This is a genomic window from Bacillus amyloliquefaciens DSM 7 = ATCC 23350, from assembly GCF_000196735.1.
In the GTDB taxonomy this organism is placed as follows: domain Bacteria; phylum Bacillota; class Bacilli; order Bacillales; family Bacillaceae; genus Bacillus; species Bacillus amyloliquefaciens.
Genome location: NC_014551.1, coordinates 2,680,533 through 2,700,302, shown reverse-complemented (window position 1 = coordinate 2,700,302; position 19,770 = coordinate 2,680,533). Strand labels below are relative to the sequence as shown.

20 protein-coding genes, 2 tRNA genes, 1 riboswitch and 1 other annotated feature are annotated in these 19,770 nt (G+C 46.6%); of the genes, 20 read left to right on the top strand and 2 right to left on the bottom strand.

The features are described from left to right. The first annotated feature begins 131 nt into the window (after nt 1-131). Nucleotides 132-1,904 carry an excinuclease ABC subunit UvrC gene (uvrC, locus tag BAMF_RS33880; protein WP_013353103.1) on the top strand — a complete coding sequence of 591 codons (1,773 nt, stop codon included), beginning with the start codon at nt 132-134 and terminating at the stop codon, nt 1,902-1,904. Between the two features lie 61 nt (nt 1,905-1,965). Further along, nucleotides 1,966-2,145, top strand: a riboswitch (Lysine riboswitch). Between the two features lie 125 nt (nt 2,146-2,270). Then, complete coding sequence (locus BAMF_RS33875; protein ID WP_013353102.1) at nt 2,271-3,500, top strand: aspartate kinase; 1,230 nt, start codon at nt 2,271-2,273, stop codon at nt 3,498-3,500. A gap of 46 nt (nt 3,501-3,546) precedes the next feature. Here BAMF_RS33875 and BAMF_RS33870 read toward each other — a convergent pair whose 3' ends face one another. Continuing rightward, complete coding sequence (locus BAMF_RS33870; protein WP_013353101.1) at nt 3,547-3,993, bottom strand: YslB family protein; 447 nt, start codon at nt 3,991-3,993, stop codon at nt 3,547-3,549. A 296-nt stretch (nt 3,994-4,289) separates the two neighbouring features. Between BAMF_RS33870 and sdhC the strand changes: the two genes are divergently transcribed. From sdhC to BAMF_RS33800, 14 genes are all read left to right on the top strand, one after another. Further along, nucleotides 4,290-4,898, top strand: a complete 609-nt coding sequence (gene sdhC, locus BAMF_RS33865; RefSeq protein ID WP_003152571.1) for a succinate dehydrogenase cytochrome B558 — start codon at nt 4,290-4,292, stop codon at nt 4,896-4,898. Nucleotides 4,899-4,931: 33 nt separating this feature from the next. Then, nucleotides 4,932-6,692 (top strand): succinate dehydrogenase flavoprotein subunit, encoded by a 1,761-nt coding sequence (sdhA, locus tag BAMF_RS33860; RefSeq protein ID WP_013353100.1) that lies wholly within the window; start codon nt 4,932-4,934, stop codon nt 6,690-6,692. Nucleotides 6,693-6,694: 2 nt separating this feature from the next. Beyond that, complete coding sequence (gene sdhB, locus BAMF_RS33855; protein WP_013353099.1) at nt 6,695-7,453, top strand: succinate dehydrogenase iron-sulfur subunit; 759 nt, start codon at nt 6,695-6,697, stop codon at nt 7,451-7,453. A 59-nt stretch (nt 7,454-7,512) separates the two neighbouring features. Continuing rightward, complete coding sequence (locus tag BAMF_RS33850) at nt 7,513-7,950, top strand: acyl-CoA thioesterase (protein ID WP_013353098.1); 438 nt, start codon at nt 7,513-7,515, stop codon at nt 7,948-7,950. Between the two features lie 120 nt (nt 7,951-8,070). After that, on the top strand, nt 8,071-8,295 hold the full coding sequence (gerE, locus tag BAMF_RS33845; RefSeq protein ID WP_003152579.1) for a spore germination transcription factor GerE: 225 nt from the start codon (nt 8,071-8,073) through the stop codon (nt 8,293-8,295). A gap of 186 nt (nt 8,296-8,481) precedes the next feature. Next, nucleotides 8,482-8,922, top strand: a complete 441-nt coding sequence (locus BAMF_RS33840; protein ID WP_013353097.1) for a MarR family winged helix-turn-helix transcriptional regulator — start codon at nt 8,482-8,484, stop codon at nt 8,920-8,922. Nucleotides 8,923-8,929: 7 nt separating this feature from the next. Further along, complete coding sequence (gene racE, locus BAMF_RS33835) at nt 8,930-9,748, top strand: glutamate racemase (RefSeq protein ID WP_013353096.1); 819 nt, start codon at nt 8,930-8,932, stop codon at nt 9,746-9,748. Between the two features lie 105 nt (nt 9,749-9,853). Then, on the top strand, nt 9,854-10,939 hold the full coding sequence (locus tag BAMF_RS33830; protein ID WP_013353095.1) for a GerMN domain-containing protein: 1,086 nt from the start codon (nt 9,854-9,856) through the stop codon (nt 10,937-10,939). Nucleotides 10,940-11,048: 109 nt separating this feature from the next. Beyond that, a complete protein-coding gene (rph, locus tag BAMF_RS33825; RefSeq protein ID WP_013353094.1) occupies nt 11,049-11,786 on the top strand; it encodes a ribonuclease PH in 738 nt (245 codons plus the stop codon). Nucleotides 11,787-11,798: 12 nt separating this feature from the next. Next, nucleotides 11,799-12,395, top strand: a complete 597-nt coding sequence (locus BAMF_RS33820) for an XTP/dITP diphosphatase (RefSeq protein WP_088030569.1) — start codon at nt 11,799-11,801, stop codon at nt 12,393-12,395. A 16-nt stretch (nt 12,396-12,411) separates the two neighbouring features. Next, nucleotides 12,412-12,921 carry a YfcE family phosphodiesterase gene (locus BAMF_RS33815; protein WP_013353092.1) on the top strand — a complete coding sequence of 170 codons (510 nt, stop codon included), beginning with the start codon at nt 12,412-12,414 and terminating at the stop codon, nt 12,919-12,921. Between the two features lie 114 nt (nt 12,922-13,035). Then, nucleotides 13,036-13,109, top strand: a tRNA-Arg gene (locus BAMF_RS33810). A 124-nt stretch (nt 13,110-13,233) separates the two neighbouring features. Then, a tRNA-Arg gene (locus BAMF_RS33805) sits at nt 13,234-13,307 on the top strand. Nucleotides 13,308-13,556: 249 nt separating this feature from the next. Then, the gene (locus tag BAMF_RS33800) at nt 13,557-13,742 is read left to right on the top strand and encodes a hypothetical protein (RefSeq protein ID WP_013353091.1); all 186 of its coding nucleotides are present in this window, start codon (nt 13,557-13,559) and stop codon (nt 13,740-13,742) included. Between the two features lie 38 nt (nt 13,743-13,780). Here BAMF_RS33800 and BAMF_RS33795 read toward each other — a convergent pair whose 3' ends face one another. Continuing rightward, complete coding sequence (locus BAMF_RS33795) at nt 13,781-14,131, bottom strand: hypothetical protein (protein ID WP_014472150.1); 351 nt, start codon at nt 14,129-14,131, stop codon at nt 13,781-13,783. 425 nt (nt 14,132-14,556) lie between these two features. Next, nucleotides 14,557-14,808 (top strand) — a binding site (T-box leader). 119 nt (nt 14,809-14,927) lie between these two features. Here BAMF_RS33795 and ilvB point away from each other — a divergent pair. Genes ilvB through BAMF_RS33775 form a run of 4 tightly spaced genes read left to right on the top strand, consistent with a single transcriptional unit; the run spans nt 14,928 to nt 19,761 of the window. After that, nucleotides 14,928-16,652: an acetolactate synthase large subunit gene (ilvB, locus tag BAMF_RS33790; RefSeq protein WP_014470788.1), complete on the top strand. Its 1,725-nt coding sequence runs from the start codon at nt 14,928-14,930 to the stop codon at nt 16,650-16,652. Next, nucleotides 16,649-17,167 (top strand): acetolactate synthase small subunit, encoded by a 519-nt coding sequence (ilvN, locus tag BAMF_RS33785; protein WP_013353088.1) that lies wholly within the window; start codon nt 16,649-16,651, stop codon nt 17,165-17,167. Before ilvB ends, ilvN begins: the two co-directional genes overlap by 4 nt. Before the next feature lie 22 nt (nt 17,168-17,189). Next, nucleotides 17,190-18,218 (top strand): ketol-acid reductoisomerase, encoded by a 1,029-nt coding sequence (ilvC, locus tag BAMF_RS33780; RefSeq protein WP_007408142.1) that lies wholly within the window; start codon nt 17,190-17,192, stop codon nt 18,216-18,218. Then, the gene (locus tag BAMF_RS33775) at nt 18,205-19,761 is read left to right on the top strand and encodes a 2-isopropylmalate synthase (protein WP_014470787.1); all 1,557 of its coding nucleotides are present in this window, start codon (nt 18,205-18,207) and stop codon (nt 19,759-19,761) included. Before ilvC ends, BAMF_RS33775 begins: the two co-directional genes overlap by 14 nt. Nucleotides 19,762-19,770: the final 9 nt, after the last annotated feature.

The window sequence follows — 19,770 nt, the reverse complement described above, 5'->3', positions numbered from 1 at the left end:
TTACGGCAGGGCGATTCCTTTTTAAAGAGGAATCGCCTTTTTTTGATCTGCCAAAAGCTGAGAATGGAGAAAAACAAATGTTCGTGATACACTGAATGGACACGAGAAATGAATATAAGGAAGGGTAACGTATGAATAAACAACTGAAAGAAAAGCTGGCCCTCCTTCCCGATCAGCCGGGCTGTTATTTAATGAAAGACCGTCAAAAAACAGTCATCTACGTGGGGAAAGCGAAGGTGCTGAAAAACAGGGTGCGATCCTATTTCACCGGTTCTCACGACGCAAAAACCCAAAGGCTTGTGACGGAGATTGAGGACTTTGAATATATCGTGACCTCCTCCAATCTTGAAGCGCTTATTTTGGAAATGAATCTGATTAAAAAATACGATCCGAAATACAATGTCATGCTGAAAGATGACAAAACCTATCCCTTTATTAAAATCACCCATGAACGCCATCCGCGGCTTATTGTCACCCGGAATGTCAAAAAAGACAAAGGGCGCTATTTCGGCCCGTACCCGAATGTGCAGGCGGCGCGGGAAACGAAAAAACTGCTGGACCGCCTATACCCGCTCAGGAAGTGCTCGAAGCTTCCGGACCGCGTCTGTCTTTATTATCATCTCGGACAATGCCTCGCTCCTTGTGTTAAAGATATTTCTGAGGAGACAAATCGCGAGCTGGTTGAAGATATCACCCGTTTTTTAAAGGGAGGGCATAACGAGGTCAAAAAAGAGCTTGAAGAGAAAATGACAGAGGCGGCGGAAAAGCTTGAATTTGAACGGGCTAAAGAATTCCGCGATCAGCTTGCTCACATCGAATCGACGATGGAGAAGCAGAAAATGACCATGAATGACCTTTTGGATCGCGATGTGTTTGCTTATGCCTACGATAAAGGCTGGATGTGCGTCCAGGTCTTTTTCATACGCCAGGGAAAGCTGATTGAACGCGATGTCAGCATGTTTCCGATGTATCAGGAAGCGGATGAAGAATTTCTGACCTACATCGGCCAGTTCTATTCTAAAAACAATCACTTTCTGCCTAAAGAAATTCTGGTGCCTGACAGCGTGGACAGGGACATGATCAGCGAGCTTTTGGAAACCGCCGTGCATCAGCCGAAAAAGGGCCCGAAAAAAGAGCTGCTTTTGCTTGCGCACAAAAATGCGAAAATCGCTCTGCGGGAAAAATTCTCATTAATCGAACGGGATGAGGAACGGTCAATCGGTGCTGCCGAACGGCTCGGTGAGGCGCTGAACATTTACACGCCGCATCGGATTGAAGCGTTTGACAACTCCAATATTCAAGGCACAAACCCTGTGTCGGCCATGATTGTCTTTATTGACGGTAAGCCCAATAAAAAGGAATACCGCAAATATAAAATTAAAACCGTAACAGGGCCTGATGATTACGGCTCTATGAGGGAAGTCGTCAGAAGAAGATATTCGAGGGTGCTCCGCGAAAATCTCCCGCTGCCGGATTTAATCATCATTGACGGCGGAAAAGGACAGATTAATGCGGCGCGCGACGTGCTCGAAAATGAGCTCGGCCTTGATGTCCCTGTAGCGGGATTGGCGAAGGATGATAAACACCGAACATCCAACCTTTTGATCGGCGATCCGCTTGAACCGATGTTTCTGGAGCGGAACAGCCAGGAATTTTACCTGCTTCAGCGCATTCAGGACGAAGTTCACCGCTTTGCGATCAGTTTTCACAGGCAGATCCGGGGAAAAAGCGCCTTTCAATCCGTTTTGGATGATATCCCGGGCATCGGCGAAAAACGCAAAAAAATGCTCTTAAAGCATTTCGGATCCGTCAAAAAGATGAAGGAAGCAAGCCTTGACGATATTAAAAAAGCCGGTGTGCCGGCTGCGGCGGCTCAGATGCTGTTTGAAAAATTGAAAAAATAGTATTGTGCTTTTCTGAAAAACCTGCTAGAATGTGAACTAATTTCATAAGATCGTGTTATAAGGTGAAGATAGAGGTGCGAACTTCAATAGTAAGCTTTTTGAGAATGATGGATTCTGCGAGAAAAGCTGAAAGGGGAGCGTCGCCGAAGTGAATCACATCCCATCGGTGTGTTTTGCTGGCCTTGCATTAAATAAATGTAAGGCTGTCAAGAATTCATTTTCTTGGAGGGCTATCTCGTTGTTCATAATCAGTCGTAATGATATGAAAAAGCAATGAGAGCTATTCCTCTCATTGCTTTTTTTATTGTGAACAAAACGCTCTTTTCTCCTCACCCGCACGAACCAAAATGTAAAGGGTGGTCTAGTATGGGTCTTATCGTACAAAAATTCGGAGGCACTTCCGTCGGCTCTGCCGAAAAAATTCAACATGCCGCAAATCGAGCCATTGCTGAAAAGCAAAAAGGCCATGACGTCGTAGTCGTCGTTTCGGCAATGGGAAAATCAACCGACGCGCTCGTTAACCTGGCGGCGGAAATCACATCTGAGCCAAGTAAACGTGAAATGGATATGCTTCTGTCTACGGGAGAGCAGGTCACGATTTCGCTTTTAGCCATGGCGCTTCAGGAAAAAGGATATGACGCCGTCTCTTATACGGGATGGCAGGCGGGTGTCCGCACAGAAGCCGTCCACGGCAATGCGAGAATTACGGATATTGATATCACGGCAATTCAGGCCCAGCTTGCTGAAGGCAGGATTACAGTCGTCGCCGGTTTTCAGGGCGTAACGGAAGACGGCGGCATTACGACGCTCGGACGGGGCGGTTCCGATACAACGGCGGTCGCTCTTGCCGCAGCATTAGGAGCGGATAAATGTGACATTTACACAGACGTTCCGGGCGTGTTTACGACAGATCCGCGGTACGTCCGGTCAGCGAGAAAACTGGCGGGGATTTCTTATGATGAAATGCTTGAGCTTGCAAATCTCGGAGCGGGTGTCCTTCACCCGCGGGCGGTTGAGTTCGCGAAAAACTATCAAGTGCCTTTGGAAGTGCGGTCAAGTACGGAACATGAAGCGGGAACGTTAATTGAGGAGGAATCATCAATGGAGCAGAATTTAATCGTCAGAGGAATTGCATTTGAAGACCAGATCACGAGGGTGTCCGTTACAGGCCTGACAAGCGGACTGACAACCCTTTCAACGATCTTCACCGCCTTGGCAAAACGAAACATCAACGTTGACATCATTATTCAGACACAGGCGGACGATGGGGAAGCGGACATTTCTTTCTCAGTGAAAACGGAAGATGCCGCTCAAACGGTCGCTGTGCTTGAAGAATATAAAAACGCGCTTGACTATGAAAAAATTGAAACTGAAAGAAAGCTGGCGAAAGTATCCATTGTCGGGTCAGGCATGGTCTCAAATCCCGGCGTCGCTGCAGACATGTTTGCCGTACTGGCGGAAAAAAATGTACAAGTAAAAATGGTCAGCACATCTGAAATAAAAGTATCAACGGTTGTCAGCGAAAATGATATGGTGAAAGCGGTCGAAGCGCTTCACGATGCGTTTGAGCTTTCTAAACAGCCGTCTGCCGTATAAACGGGCAGGCAAAAAGGCGGGACTTGGAGTCACCGCCTTTTTTCAATTATACAGGGTCCTTCATATCCCATTTTACAGTCAGGACGACTTTATCCGCTCTCTTTTTTACCTGTTCATAAGATTCTGCAATCTGATCGTTCATCAATTGAATCTGTTCGGCTATAAAACCGGCTTCAAGCTGAAAACACGGCTCTTTCTGATGTTTAAGCCTGCTGGATACGAGCGGTCCTTCCAGTTCAAATTCAAGCTCTTGCTTTTTTGATCCGGTGTTTGTCAAAGTTCCCCAGCCGGCTTTTTCAAAAAAGGCGGGGATTTCTTCCCACGATTGAAGAGGAAATTTGCGGGCGAGGCGTTTTCCCGCCCAATACATCATGGATGAATGTTCCGGGCCCAGGATATCCGGAAGCACGATTTCCCGGATTAATTCGTAGCCGTATGCGCTGACGTCGAGTTCAGTTAAAGGTTCTAAAGCTGCTTCATAATTATTCTTCATATTATGTATTCCCCTCTCTCCTTCGTTTATTATAGCTTAAACAGGGGGGAGGATTACAGGATGATCCTATAAAACACGTGAAAAAAAGTGAGAAAGATATCGCAGGAAAATAAAATTTTCCCGTCAGATAATCAATTCGGAAAATTATAATTTATGTACACGTTTTCTTGACGCTCATTTGAGGGAGGAGTAAAATGAAATTGTCAATAAATTTTAATAAAGTGCTTACAATTGAAACGAAGTGGGGGCAGAGATTTTAGCACATTTCGCACTTAAATCAAACAGGGGGTAAAGTAATGTCTGGGAACAGAGAGTTTTATTTTCGAAGATTGCATTCCTTGCTCGGTGTTATTCCGGTCGGCATCTTTTTGATCCAGCATTTAGTCGTCAACCAATTTGCCGCAAGGGGAGCAGATGCGTTTAACAAGGCGGCCGGCTTTATGGACAGTCTGCCGTTCAGGTATGCGTTAGAAATTTTTATTATTTTCTTACCTTTAATTTATCATGCGGTTTACGGTGTGTACATAGCATTTACTGCGAAAAACAACGCTGGCCACTACAGTTATTTCAGAAACTGGATGTTTGTGCTTCAGCGTGTCACTGGTATTCTCACCCTTATTTTCGTCAGCTGGCATGTGTGGCAGACGCGGATTGCCGCACAGATGGGCGCTGAAGTCAACTTTGATATGATGGCGAATATTTTGAGCTCGCCGTTCATGCTCGGTTTTTACATTGTAGGCGTTTTATCGGTCATTTTTCACTTTTCAAACGGCTTATGGTCTTTTGCGGTCACATGGGGGATCACGGTCACGCCGCGTTCTCAAAGAATTTCGACTTACGTGACGCTGATTATATTTTTAGCGCTTTCATACGTCGGTCTAAAAGCAATTTTTGCGTTTGTGTAAGAGAACTAGATTACTAGAGGGAGAGGGGCTATCATGAGTCAATCAAGCATTATTGTAGTCGGCGGGGGTCTTGCCGGCCTCATGGCGACAATTAAAGCAGCGGAATCAGGCACGGCCGTTAAATTGTTTTCCATCGTTCCGGTCAAACGCTCTCACTCGGTCTGCGCGCAGGGCGGGATAAACGGAGCTGTCAACACAAAAGGGGAAGGAGACTCTCCGTTCGAGCATTTTGATGACACGGTATACGGAGGCGACTTTTTGGCAAACCAGCCTCCTGTAAAAGCGATGTGTGAAGCAGCGCCGTCCATTATCCACTTATTGGACCGCATGGGGGTTATGTTTAACAGAACGCCGGAAGGGCTCTTGGACTTCCGCCGTTTCGGGGGTACACAGCACCACAGAACAGCATACGCGGGAGCGACGACGGGTCAGCAGCTTCTTTACGCTCTGGACGAGCAGGTGCGCAGATATGAAGTGGCGGGTCTCGTCACAAAATACGAAGGCTGGGAATTCCTCGGCGCCGTTCTTGACGATGAGCGCACGTGCCGCGGTATCGTAGCTCAAAATTTGACCAATATGCAAATCGAGTCATTCCGTTCTGACGCCGTTATTATGGCGACGGGAGGACCCGGAATCGTATTCGGCAAATCAACAAACAGCATGATCAACACGGGATCTGCCGCATCAATCGTTTATCAGCAGGGAGCTTACTACGCTAACGGCGAATTTATCCAAATTCACCCGACAGCAATTCCCGGAGACGATAAACTGCGTCTGATGAGTGAATCGGCGCGCGGTGAGGGCGGAAGAGTCTGGACGTATAAAGACGGAAAACCTTGGTACTTCCTTGAGGAAAAATATCCTGCTTACGGAAACCTCGTGCCGCGGGATATTGCGACACGTGAAATCTTTGACGTATGCGTGAATCAGAAACTCGGCATCAACGGAGAAAACATGGTGTATCTTGATCTTTCGCACAAAGATCCGAAAGAGCTTGATGTTAAGCTTGGCGGCATTATTGAAATCTATGAAAAATTCATGGGGGATGACCCGCGCAAGCTTCCGATGAAAATTTTCCCTGCTGTTCACTACTCAATGGGCGGCCTGTGGGTTGATTATGATCAGATGACAAGCATCCGCGGATTGTTCGCAGCGGGTGAATGTGATTATTCAATGCACGGAGGAAACCGTTTAGGGGCGAACTCTCTGCTTTCCGCCATCTACGGAGGAATGGTTGCCGGTCCGAATGCGGTGAAATATGTTTCAGGACTTGAAACATCAGCGGAAGACATGTCTTCTTCATTATTTGATTCCTATGTGAAAAAAGAAGAAGAAAAATGGGCCGATATCATGAAGATGGACGGCGATGAAAATGCTTACGTGCTTCACCGTGAGCTCGGAGAATGGATGACGGCTAACGTAACGGTGGTGCGCCACAACGACAAGCTTTTGAAAACGGATGACAAAATTCAAGAGCTGATGGAACGCTTTAAGAAAATCAATATCAACGATACGACTAAATGGAGCAACCAAGGGGCAATGTTCACCCGCCAGTTCTCCAACATGCTTCAGCTTGCCAGAGTCATCACGCTCGGCGCATACAACCGAAATGAAAGCCGGGGAGCGCACTATAAACCGGATTTCCCTGAAAGAAATGACGATGAGTGGCTCAAAACGACAATGGCTAAACATGCCGGTCCGTTTGAAGCTCCGGAATTTGAATATCAGGATGTCGATGTATCACTGATTGCGCCCCGTAAACGCGACTACTCGAAGAAGAAGGTGGCGAAATAATCATGAGTGAGAAAAAGATACGGTTTATCATTACACGCCAGGATACGCCCGAAAGCGCGCCATACGATGAAGAATTTGAAATCAATTACCGTCCGAATCTGAATGTGATTTCTGCCCTGATGGAAATCCGCAGAAATCCCGTTAATGCAAAAGGGGAGAAAACGACGCCGGTTGCATGGGACATGAACTGTCTTGAGGAAGTATGCGGCGCCTGCTCCATGGTCATCAACGGAAGACCGCGCCAGTCATGTACGGCGCTGGTTGATAAGCTGGAACAGCCGATCCGTCTGAAACCGATGAAAACATTCCCGGTTGTCCGTGACCTTCAGGTGGACCGCAGCAGAATGTTTGATTCACTGAAAAAAGTGAAAGCATGGGTGCCGATTGACGGGACTTACGATTTGGGACCGGGACCGAGAATGCCGGAAAAACGCCGCCAGTGGGCATATGAATTGTCTAAATGCATGACATGCGGCGTCTGCCTCGAAGCCTGCCCGAATGTCAACAGCAAATCGAAATTCATGGGGCCTGCCCCGATGTCGCAAGTGCGTCTGTTTAACGCCCATCCGACGGGCGCGATGAACAAGTCAGAACGTTTAGAAGCTTTAATGACAGACGGCGGCCTCGGAGATTGCGGGAATTCACAAAACTGTGTTCAATCCTGCCCGAAAGGCATTCCGCTCACGACTTCAATCGCTGCTTTGAACAGAGATACGAATTTACAAGCATTCCGCAATTTCTTCGGAAGCGACAGAGTATAAGAAAGAAAAAAAGAGCCTCTTCCGCACGGGAGAGGTTTTTTTATAAGGAGCTGAAGGTGATGAAACAACCGCAATATATTGACATCCCGTTTGAAGAGTGGAGACAGTCGTTTTCTTTCTTCACTGAAGTGACGGTTCGGTTTTCAGAAACGGATATGTTCGGCCATATGAATAATGTAATCCCTTTCATCTATTTTGAAGAAGCCCGGATCGCTTATTTTAAACAGCGGGGCATATCAGCGCAAAATTCGGAAACGATGACGGTCGTCGCAAGCCAGCAGTGCGACTATATGCGTCAGGTGATGCCGTATGAAAACCTGCGGATTCATGTCAAAGCAAGCTCTGTCGGAAATGCGTCCGTCACCCTTCATTACCTTGGAGAAAATGAGTCAGGCCTGCCGTGCTTTACCGGTTCCGTCGTTATGGTTCAAGTGTCAAAGACAAGCGGCAAAGCGGTCAGCTGGACGGAGCGGGAGAAAGGCATCCTGCTCTCCTGAGCAGATAACTATTTCTCTAAGTGACGTCACCTCCGAAGCGCCCTTTACATATGATATCTTGACTATATAAACCCATTCGTTTCAGATTCGCTCTCACCTTAGCAAGGAGGATTACAATACTTGAAGGAGAAAGATTTTCAATCAAAGCCGCTGCTGACCAAAAGAGAAAGAGAAGTATTCGAATTGCTCGTTCAAGACAAGACAACAAAGGAAATTGCAAGCGAGCTATTTATCAGTGAAAAAACTGTACGGAATCACATTTCAAATGCCATGCAGAAGTTAGGTGTGAAAGGGCGTTCGCAAGCTGTTGTCGAGCTTCTTAGAATGGGTGAGCTAGAGCTCTGATTCTTGCCGGTTTTCCTTCTTTACGAGAAGGAGCCGGTTATTTGTGTTGGCGCCCAGGAAAATGGGCATGCGGTGAAAATCCCGGCTTTCCCTTTTTCTCCGTCAGTCTTGCATTTTTTTAAAAAAAGAAGGAAAATAGACACGGAGCGCATAGCCCAGAAAGATCCTTGAGTGAGGGATGGACAAATGACATCAAAATCTGTAGAGCATGTTGCGGATATCGAAAAATCACTCCGCCATATCGCTGCGATCATTAAACAAAAAGGAAGAGAAATCCTTAACCAATATTCAATTACACCGCCGCAATTCGTGGGGCTTCAATGGCTTTATGAATTGGGGGATATGACAATAGGCGAATTATCAGGCAAAATGTATTTGGCTTGCAGCACGACGACGGATCTGATAGACCGCATGGAAAAAAATAAGCTTGTCGAGCGGGTTAAAGACCCAGCTGACAGACGTGTCGTCAGAATTCATCTTCTCGCTGAAGGAGAGCGTATTATCCAGGAAGTGATTTTGAAAAGGCAGGCTTATTTGCGGGACATGTTTGAGACATTTTCCGAAGAAGAAACAGCCCTCTTCGAAAAGTCATTATTGAAACTGCAGCATGAAATGAAAAGAAAATGAGGCGATTTTGTTGGAACAGCCGATAGGAGTCATTGATTCCGGGGTTGGCGGGTTAACCGTTGCCAAGGAAATCATGAGACAGCTACCGAAGGAAAATATCATCTATGTGGGAGATACAAAACGCTGCCCGTACGGCCCGCGTCCTGAAGAAGAAGTTCTTCAATACACGTGGGAAATGACCGATTACCTGCTGGAAAACCACCATATCAAAATGCTCGTGATCGCCTGTAATACGGCCACGGCCATTGCCTTGGAGGATATTCAGCGCAAAACGGATATACCGGTTGTCGGCGTCATTCAGCCGGGTGCGAGAACGGCGATCAAGGTCACGAAAAATCAGCATATCGGCGTCATCGGCACGATAAATACCATTAAAAGCCGAGCGTATGAGCAGGCGCTGCTCGGATTAAATGCAGACCTTCAAGTCGAGAACATGGCTTGCCCGCTGCTGGTGCCGTTTGTGGAAAGCGGACGGTTTCTTCAGGAATCGGCGGCGGAAGCGGTCGAAGCATCGCTTGAGCCTTTAAAAGGTACAGCAATTGACACCTTGATTTTAGGGTGCACGCATTATCCGATTTTAAAAGATCCGATTCAGGATTATATGGGAAAGCATGTGAAAATCATTTCCTCCGGAGACGAGACAGCGAGAGAAGTGAGCACCATTTTGTCTTATAAAGGTTTGTTAAACCAATCGAAACATGCACCGGAGCATCAGTTTCTAACAACGGGAGAGCGGAACGGCTTCGCAAAAATTGCCGAAGACTGGTTCGGTCATGAAATCGGCCATGTCGAGTGCATCTCCCTTCAAGAGCCGATCAGAAAATAAATCAAAAAACCCGCTGTTTACGGCGGGTTTTTTTGCGCATCCCGGTCTATTTCCCGCACAGGGCTCGTATACATCATAGTACAAACAGCCTTAGGAGGGAAAAGTATGCTGAAAAAAGGACCTGCAGTCATTGCTGCAACATGTCTTACTTCGGCTTTTGTATTATCAGGATGCGGTTTGTTTCAATCCGATAAAACAGCCGGGGAAATCGACCCGCCTCAAGACATTTCATATGTAAAAGATGAAGCGGGAATTCAGGCGAAATCAACGCAGTCAGAAAAAAACGGCACATCTAAAGCCGATCAGCCGGCCAATACAGTCATGAGAGAGCTGTATCTGATTGATAAAAACGGCTATGTCGCAGCACAGACACTGCCTCTTCCGAACAGTGAGGGAACCGCAAAGCAGGCCCTTGAGTATTTGGTTCAGGGAGGGCCTGTGTCAGAAATCCTGCCGAATGGCTTCAGAGCGGTGCTCCCTGCGGATACGACGGTAAATGTTGACATTAAAAAAGACGGTACCGCCGTCGCTGATTTTTCGAAGGAATTTAAAAACTACAAAAAAGAAGACGAACAAAAAATCCTGCAATCGATTACATGGACGCTTACCCAATTCAGCTCAATAGATAAAGTCAAAATCAGAATTAACGGGCATGAACTGAAAGAAATGCCTGTGGGCGGCACGCCGATTACGGGCGACTTAAGCAGAAAAGACGGGATTAATATTGAAACCGCCGGAGTGAATGATCTGACAGACACCCATCCGCTGACTGTGTATTATCTGGCGGAAACAGAGACCAGTGAATACTACGTGCCTGTCACAAAGCGGATTGACAATTCAGAAACAAACGACATCACCGCAGCCGTTGAGCAGCTCGCCGACGGACCGGGCAAAGCAAGCGGGCTTTTGACGGACTTTAATAACGATGTTAAGCTCCTCAGCAAGCCGAAAGTAAAAGACGGCCAGGTTACACTTGATTTTAACAGCTCTATTTACGGAAGCGCCGATGAAAAAACAAAAATGGTATCATCGGGCGTACTGGACAGCATCGTCCTCACATTAACAGAACAGCCGTCGATAAAAAGTGTTTCTATAAAAGTAAACGGAAAGTCAGAACTGGTGAATGAAAAAGGAGAATCCCTTTCAAAACCTGTTTCGAGGCCGTCCCAAGTGAATACGGGTAGTTTTTAATTTGCGATTTTTGATATACTAGTAAAAAAGAGGTTAGCGTTCCGGCTGCCTCTTTCTTTATTCACAATCCGGAACAAAAGGTTTATGTACATATAATCGGAGGTAAAATATGAGACACGACGGAAGACAGCACGATGAGCTGCGACCTATCACATTTGATTTGGATTTTATCACTCACCCGGAGGGCTCTGTTTTAATTACAGCGGGAAACACAAAGGTCATCTGTAATGCATCAGTGGAAGACCGGGTGCCGCCATTTTTACGCGGCGGAGGAAAAGGCTGGATCACAGCGGAATACAGCATGCTTCCCCGCGCCACGAATCAAAGAACGATAAGAGAATCTTCAAAAGGAAAGGTTTCCGGAAGAACGATGGAAATCCAGCGTCTGATCGGGCGCGCGCTCCGGGCCGTCGTTGATTTGGAGAAGCTCGGCGAACGGACGATCTGGATCGACTGTGACGTCATTCAAGCGGACGGCGGAACAAGAACGGCTTCCATTACCGGCGCTTTCTTGGCAATGGCCATTGCGGCCGGCAAACTCGTAAAAAGCGGCGTTATCAAAACCTCTCCTGTGACAGACTATCTCGCGGCCATTTCTGTCGGGATGGATAAAGAAGAAGGCCTTCTTTTGGATCTGAATTATGAAGAGGACTCAGCGGCTGAAGTCGATATGAATATCATCATGACGGGAAGCGGACGTTTTGTGGAGCTTCAAGGGACGGGCGAAGAAGCCACATTCTCCCGTGAAGATTTAAACGGACTGTTAAGCCTTGCCGAAAAAGGAATCCAGACGCTTATTCAAAAACAAAAAGAAGTGCTTGGAGATACATTGCCTGAACTGAAATAAAGAAAGAGAGGCCTGATCAGCGTGAAAGAAGCCATTATTGCGACACACAATCCGGGAAAAGTGAAAGAATTTAAAGAAATACTCGAACCGAAAGGCTACAGTGTCTCTTCTTTGGCGGAAATCGGATTTACGGAAGAAATTGAAGAAACCGGACATACCTTTGAAGAAAACGCCATTTTAAAAGCGGAAGCGGTGGCAAAAGCCGTAAACAAAATGGTCATTGCGGACGACTCCGGTTTATCAGTGGACAACCTGGGAGGCAGACCGGGCGTTTATTCAGCCCGTTATGCAGGCGAAGCAAAAGATGATAAAGCGAATATGGACAAGGTGCTGTCAGAATTAAAAGGCATCGAAAAAGAGCAGCGTACGGCCCGTTTCCGCTGCGCCCTTGCCGTCAGCATGCCGGGGCAGGAAACCAAAACGGTCGAAGGCCATGTTGAAGGATATATTGCAGAAGAACCCGAGGGAGATAACGGGTTCGGCTATGATCCCATTTTTATTGTAAAGGATAAAGATAAAACCATGGCCCAGCTGACAAGCGCTGAGAAAAACAAAATCAGCCACAGGGCTGAAGCGCTCAAGAAACTGTCAAAGCTGCTTGATGCGTAAGGGGGAGCGTAATGCAATGAAAGTGCTGATGATAAGTGACAGTCACGGCCTTGAAGACGAACTGGAAACGATCGCGAAGCGGCACGAAGACGAAGTGGATCTGATGATTCATTGCGGTGATTCAGAGCTTGACGCCGCACATCCTGCGCTCACACCGTATCATACGGTGAAAGGCAACTGCGACTTTGGGGGCGGATTTCAGGACGAACTCCTGCTGGATGCCGGTTCAAAGAAAATCCTGGCCGTTCACGGACATCTTCACGGCATTAAACAGTCACTTTTAACTGTTTTTTACCGGGCGGAAGAGCTTGGAGCGGATATTGTCTGCTTCGGCCACTCGCATATTGCCGGAAGTGAAGTGCTTCGGGGCAAGCTTTTGATTAACCCGGGGAGCATCCGCCTTCCGAGAGTCCGCAATGTGAAAAGCTATGCCATTCTTACTCTCACAGAAAGTGAAGGCGCCATGGCTTTTTACGACGAAACAGGTCAGGAATTGAAGGACTTGAGGAATACAATCAGCTTTTAACATGTGATGGGGAAGATTTCTTTCTTCCCCATAAAAAGTTTCTGAAAAAATATTGACTTATGATATGAACCTGTATATAATAAATCTTGTCGCTGATACATAAAGCAAAATCTTGTCCCAGTAGCTCAGCTGGATAGAGCAACGGCCTTCTAAGCCGTCGGTCGGGAGTTCGAATCTCTCCTGGGACGTACAAAAAAAGAGCTGGTGACATCAGAGTGAAAACTGATGCCGCTGGCCTTTTTTATCGGATGACCATATTGTAAATTCGCTGACATCATGGTAAAATGATCAGCAGAACGATTTGATTTTCATGTCCCAGTAGCTCAGCCGGATAGAGCAACGGCCTTCTAAGCCGTCGGTCGGGAGTTCGAATCTCTCCTGGGACGTATAATTAAAAACCTCAAGCCCTGTCAATGGGTTTGAGGTTTTTTTGTATTTTATTTTTTTACGAAACAAAAGTTCCGTATTTTATGAAAATTGTAAAGTAATTTTAATATAAATGAAACTTAATGTAATATTTACCGTAATAAATATATGTATAAAGATACTTAAGGCGCCCTTGAGTGATAAATTATCTAATTTCTATCATACATTTTGTCAATAATCGATAGAAAGACAGCGGGAGGAATTAGCTTTTGAAGTACGCATTTGCATATAAGAATTACAATATAGAAACCATCTTTTGCGGAAAAGATGAGCTGTTTGAGGAGCTGAAACAATTTTTAATCACTCAATGCGGTTTAATTATTGTTGAGGTTTCAAGGGCTGATTACTATACGGAGCAGGAATTGAATCAATGGAATGACCGTTATACCCTGTAAGTAAGAAAAAACCGGCCGTGCGGGGCCGGTTTTTTATATCATCTGAATCCGCTTGGAGCGCTGAAGCCGGTATGGCCGCCGCTGAAACCGCCTCCGAGTGCGCCGGGATGTGTCCCGGTGCCGAGGCTTCCTCCGACGTCACTGAAGGTTTGGCCGTAGTACCCGGATGTATAAGGGTACGGGACGAATTGCTGTCCGGAGAATGCCAGCGTGCTTTGCGGGGTCTGCTGCCCGTAACCGGATGGCGGAAATCCCTGCTGAAAAGAAGGACCGGCCTGATATGGGGCTGTATGCATCGGAGCCGGAGGATAATAAGACTGCGGCGGTAAAACCGGTAAAGGCGGAAATCCAGGAGGCAGGCCCTGCATGCCTGATAACATCTTATTCATGACATCACTCATTTCTTCACGAGATAAGAATAGTGTATGCGTATGTCTGTATAAAGAGCCTGTTCAATCTGAACTGAATATCTGACAGGCGGGACGGAAAGACCGTGAAAAATCTTGGAATAAAATGTGACATATTCGTATATGAACGGAAAAATTTCATGTAATCTTAAGAGATTAACAAAAAAATTATAAAAACTTTTAACATTTACCGATCCTTTTGTATCAGTAATGAAAGCGTATACAAAGTAGATTGATTAATCTAAATAGTCTAATAATTATAAAAATGCTGTTGACACTGCCTGTAAACGAGCGTAATATGAGTTCAAACAAAAATAATTAAATGATTCACACTAAAAAGAAAAATCATAAAACACTGAAAAAACAAACAAATGAAGGTTCTTTTTTAAATAAAAGAGCCGCCATAATAAAAAGCGCAGAAGAGGATAAGTAGCTTTGCTGAAGTTTTTCACAGAGAGCCGGTAACGCTGAGAGCCGGCAAAAACAAACCAAAGTGAACTCGCCTCAGAGTGCCGGTCTGAAATGTGAAGAGTAGGACTCGGCCGAGTGAACGTCAATGTTTACTCGTTATCAAAACGGATAGTAATTATCCATGAGACGGTCTCATATGACCGTAAACAAGGGTGGTACCGCGGAAAGCAAGCCTTTTCGCCCCTTTTGGCTATCGCATAAAATGCTTGGCTGAATGTGGGTGGGAAGGCTTTTTTATTTGCGTCAGCCGGCGCTTCGTTTTATGAATTGGATTTTAGAAGGGAACATTGAAAAGGAGGAACTGAAAATGGGCACAAATGTACAGGCGGATACTCTGTCTGCCGATTGTACAAAGACAATGAACGGGGCTTTAATGCTGATTGAATCATTAAAGAAAGAAAATGTCGAAATGATCTTCGGCTATCCGGGGGGAGCCGTTCTTCCGATTTACGATAAGTTGTATCAATCAGGATTGGTTCACATCCTGCCCCGCCATGAGCAAGGTGCGATTCATGCGGCGGAAGGGTATGCGAGAGTTTCCGGGAAGCCGGGGGTTGTAATCGCTACTTCCGGACCGGGAGCGACAAACTTAGTTACCGGTCTTGCGGATGCGATGATTGATTCACTGCCGCTCGTGGTGTTTACCGGTCAGGTGGCCACTTCGGTCATCGGCAGCGACGCTTTTCAGGAAGCTGACATTTTAGGAATTACGATGCCGATTACGAAACACAGTTATCAGGTTCGCCGTCCGGAAGATCTTCCCCGTGTGATTAAAGAGGCGTTCCATATCGCCACAACAGGAAGACCGGGCCCGGTATTAATTGATATACCGAAGGATGTCGCATCATTTGAAGGGGAATTCAGGTATGATCACGAGATCAGCCTTCCGGGGTATCAGCCGGTAAAAGAGCCTAACTATCTGCAGATCCGAAAGCTCGTGGAAGCTGTCAGCAGTGCGCAAAAGCCGGTTATTTTAGCCGGAGCGGGTGTTTTGCACGGTAAAGCTTCAGAAGATTTAAAAAATTATGCTGAACAGCAGCAAATTCCCGTAGCGCACACGCTTCTCGGTCTGGGCGGTTTCCCGGCAGACCATCCGCTTTTTCTGGGGATGGCGGGGATGCACGGCACATACACAGCGAATATGGCGCTTTACCACTGTGACTTGCTGATCAGCATCGGAGCGCGGTTCGATGATCGCGTGACGGGGAACCTGAAGCATTTTGCAAAGTCCGCCAAGGTGGCGCATATCGATATTGACCCTGCCGAAATCGGAAAAATTATTGAAACGCAGATTCCGGTGGTCGGCGACAGTAAAATCGTCCTTCAGGAATTATTGAAGCAAAACGGAAAACAGGGACACTCGGAGGAATGGAAACAGCAACTTTCAGAATGGAAAGAAGAATATCCGCTTTGGTATACAGACAACAGAGAAGAGGGCTTTAAACCCCAAAAGCTGATTGAGTATATTCACCAATTCACAAACGGTGAGGCGATTGTGGCGACGGATGTCGGCCAGCATCAGATGTGGGCGGCTCAGTTTTATCCTTTCCGAAAGGCGGATAAGTGGGTGACCTCTGGAGGTCTCGGCACAATGGGCTTCGGCCTTCCGGCAGCTATCGGAGCGCAGCTGGCTGATCGTAATGCCACGGTCGTTGCAATCCTCGGAGACGGAGGTTTCCAGATGACTCTGCAGGAATTAGATGTCATCCGGCAGCTGAATCTTCCGGTTAAAGTGATTATCCTGAACAACGAATGTCTGGGCATGGTCAGACAGTGGCAGGAAATCTTCTATGAAGAACGCTATTCTGAATCCAAATTCTCGGCGCAGCCTGACTTTGTCAAATTGTCAGAAGCCTACGGCATTACAGGCGTCCGGATTTCATCGGAAGAAGAGGCGGAAGAAGAGCTGCAAAAGGCGCTTTCATCAAAAGAGCCGGTCGTTATTGACGTCCGGGTCGCCAAAAGCGAAAAAGTATTCCCGATGATTGCGCCCGGTAAAGGACTTCATGAAATGGTGGGGGTGAAACCTTGAAACGCATTATCACATTAACGGTGGTCAACCGCTCGGGAGTATTAAACCGGATCACCGGACTGTTTACAAAAAGACACTACAATATCGAAAGCATTACTGTAGGCCACACGGAAACTAGCGGTGTTTCAAGGATTACATTTGTCGTCCATGTGGAAGGCGAAAATGACGTAGAGCAGCTGACAAAGCAGCTGAACAAACAAATTGACGTCCTGAAAGTGACGGATATCACAAACCAATCGATCGTACAGCGTGAGCTTGCATTAATTAAAGTTGTTTCCGCACCGTCGGCCAGAACGGAAATGAACGGAATTATTGAACCGTTCAGGGCTTCCGTCGTTGATGTCTCAAGAGACAGCATCGTCGTTCAGGTCACCGGCGAATCCAATAAAATCGAAGCGCTTATAGAGCTTCTCAAACCTTATGGCATTAAAGAAATCGCGAGAACAGGCACAACGGCTTTTGCGAGGGGAACCCAGCAGAAGGCGTCATCCAATAAAACAATTTCAATTGTATAACACAAAAAAGGGAGAGATTAAAATGGTAAAAGTATATTATAACGGTGATATCAAAGAGAACGTATTGGCAGGTAAAAAAGTAGCGATTATCGGTTACGGTTCACAAGGTCATGCACATGCGCTGAACTTAAAAGAAAGCGGAATTGATGTTATTGTCGGCGTCAGACAAGGCAAATCATTTACACAGGCCCAAGAAGACGGTCATCAAGTATTTTCTGTAAGAGAAGCGGCTGCCCAGGCTGATATCATTATGGTTCTGCTTCCGGATGAACAGCAGCAAAAAGTATATGAAGCTGAAATCAAAGATGAATTGACAGCGGGCAAATCATTGGTATTCGCACACGGATTTAACGTCCATTTCCATCAGATCGTGCCTCCTGCTGATGTTGATGTATTCCTTGTCGCTCCAAAAGGGCCGGGACACCTTGTCAGAAGAACATATGAACAAGGCGCAGGCGTACCGGCATTGTTTGCCATCTACCAGGACGTATCAGGCGAAGCGAAAGACACGGCGCTTGCTTATGCAAAAGGAATCGGCGGAGCGCGTGCGGGGGTTCTTGAAACAACATTTAAAGAAGAAACGGAAACGGATCTGTTCGGTGAGCAGGCTGTTCTCTGCGGAGGTTTAACGGCGCTTGTCAAAGCAGGTTTTGAAACGCTGACAGAAGCCGGATACCAGCCTGAACTTGCATATTTTGAGTGTCTGCATGAACTGAAGCTGATCGTAGACTTAATGTATGAAGAAGGATTGGCAGGCATGAGATACTCAATCTCCGATACGGCTCAATGGGGAGATTTTGTATCAGGACCGCGCGTAGTCGACGCGAAGGTAAAAGAATCTATGAAACAAGTATTAACTGATATTCAAAACGGTACATTCGCAAAAGAATGGATCGTGGAAAACCAAGTGAACCGTCCTCGTTTCAATGCGATCAATGCAAGTGAAAACGAGCATCAGATTGAAAAAGTCGGCAGACAGCTTCGTGAAATGATGCCGTTTGTCAAACAAGGCAAAAAGAAGGAAGCGGTGGTCTCCGTTGCGCAAAATTAATGTCTTCGACACGACTCTTCGTGACGGTGAACAATCTCCCGGAGTCAACCTTAATGCACGGGAGAAACTGGCGATAGCCAAGCAGCTTGAGAGACTCGGGGTGGACATTATTGAAGCGGGATTTCCCGCTTCATCCCGAGGTGATTTTTTAGCCGTGCAGGAAATCGCAAGAACGATTAAAAATTGTTCGGTAACAGGGCTTGCCCGCTCTGTCAAAGGTGACATCGATGCAGCCTGGGAAGCGCTGAAAGACGGAGTCAGCCCGCGGATTCACGTCTTTATCGCCACCTCTGACATTCATCTGAAGCATAAGCTGAAAATGACGCGGGAAGAGGTTAAGGAAAAAGCGGTTGAAATGGTGAAGTATGCAAAAGAACGCTTTCCGCTCGTTCAATGGTCAGCGGAAGATGCATGCCGAACTGAACTTCCGTTTCTGTCTGAAATCGTAGAAAAAGTGATTGATGCCGGCGCGAGCGTCATCAACCTCCCGGACACTGTAGGTTACCTGACGCCTGCTGAATACGGAAATATCTTTAAATATATGAAGGAACACGTTCCTAATATCAGCCGGGCAAAACTCTCAGCCCATTGCCACGATGACCTCGGAATGGCGGTTGCCAACTCACTTTCGGCAATTGAAAACGGGGCTGATCAAATTGAATGCGCCATTAACGGAATAGGAGAAAGAGCCGGTAACGCCGCGCTTGAGGAAATCGCCGTTGCGCTTCATGTCAGAAATGACGCGTATCAGGCTGATTCATCTCTCACCCTTCATGAGTTAAAGCGGACGAGTGATCTTGTCAGCAAACTGACGGGAATGGCCGTTCCCCGCAATAAAGCGATCGTCGGAGATAATGCTTTCGCACATGAGTCAGGTATTCACCAAGACGGTTTCCTGAAAGAGAAATCAACATATGAAATCATTTCACCGGAACTTGTAGGTGTGACTGCTGAGGCGCTCGTGCTCGGAAAGCATTCCGGACGCCACGCGTTCAAAGACCGCCTGAATGCGCTTGGATTCCAGTTTGACAGTGATGAAATCAATAAATTTTTTACGATGTTTAAAGAACTGACTGAAAAGAAGAAAGAAATCACCGATGATGACCTGATTTCTCTTATTTTAGAAGAAAAAGTGACGGACAAAAAAATCGGCTATGAATTTTTGTCTCTGCAAGTGCATTACGGGACGTCTCAGGTGCCGACTGCAACAGTCTCTTTGCGAAATCAGGAAAACGAACAGCTAATTCAAGAGGCGGCAACAGGAGCGGGCAGCGTAGAAGCCGTTTATAACACGCTCGGGCGCTGCATCGATAAAAATATTGAACTGTTGGATTACCGCATCCAGTCCAACCGGAAAGGCGAAGACGCGCTGGCTCAAGTTTATGTCAGAGTCACCGTGAACGGAAAAGAATCATCAGGGCGGGGAATCGCGCATGATGTTCTGGAAGCTTCTGCAAAAGCTTATCTGAATGCAGTGAACCGGCAATTGGTGCTGGATTGCAATATAGACGGATTAAAGAGACAGACTGCGGTCGGCTCGTAATAGAAAGGA

Excerpts from the sequence above, each read along its gene's own strand:
- BAMF_RS33795 (WP_014472150.1), bottom strand. The coding sequence starts at position 14,131 with ATGAATAAGATGTTATCAGGCATGCAGGGCCTGCCTCCTGGATTTCCG.
- BAMF_RS33830 (WP_013353095.1), top strand. The coding sequence starts at position 9,854 with ATGCTGAAAAAAGGACCTGCAGTCATTGCTGCAACATGTCTTACTTCG.
- ilvC (WP_007408142.1), top strand. The coding sequence starts at position 17,190 with ATGGTAAAAGTATATTATAACGGTGATATCAAAGAGAACGTATTGGCA.
- uvrC (WP_013353103.1), top strand. The coding sequence starts at position 132 with ATGAATAAACAACTGAAAGAAAAGCTGGCCCTCCTTCCCGATCAGCCG.
- BAMF_RS33870 (WP_013353101.1), bottom strand. The coding sequence starts at position 3,993 with ATGAAGAATAATTATGAAGCAGCTTTAGAACCTTTAACTGAACTCGAC.
- sdhB (WP_013353099.1), top strand. The coding sequence starts at position 6,695 with ATGAGTGAGAAAAAGATACGGTTTATCATTACACGCCAGGATACGCCC.
- BAMF_RS33840 (WP_013353097.1), top strand. The coding sequence starts at position 8,482 with ATGACATCAAAATCTGTAGAGCATGTTGCGGATATCGAAAAATCACTC.
- sdhC (WP_003152571.1), top strand. The coding sequence starts at position 4,290 with ATGTCTGGGAACAGAGAGTTTTATTTTCGAAGATTGCATTCCTTGCTC.
- BAMF_RS33850 (WP_013353098.1), top strand. The coding sequence starts at position 7,513 with ATGAAACAACCGCAATATATTGACATCCCGTTTGAAGAGTGGAGACAG.
- sdhA (WP_013353100.1), top strand. The coding sequence starts at position 4,932 with ATGAGTCAATCAAGCATTATTGTAGTCGGCGGGGGTCTTGCCGGCCTC.
- ilvB (WP_014470788.1), top strand. The coding sequence starts at position 14,928 with ATGGGCACAAATGTACAGGCGGATACTCTGTCTGCCGATTGTACAAAG.
- BAMF_RS33815 (WP_013353092.1), top strand. The coding sequence starts at position 12,412 with ATGAAAGTGCTGATGATAAGTGACAGTCACGGCCTTGAAGACGAACTG.
- BAMF_RS33875 (WP_013353102.1), top strand. The coding sequence starts at position 2,271 with ATGGGTCTTATCGTACAAAAATTCGGAGGCACTTCCGTCGGCTCTGCC.
- rph (WP_013353094.1), top strand. The coding sequence starts at position 11,049 with ATGAGACACGACGGAAGACAGCACGATGAGCTGCGACCTATCACATTT.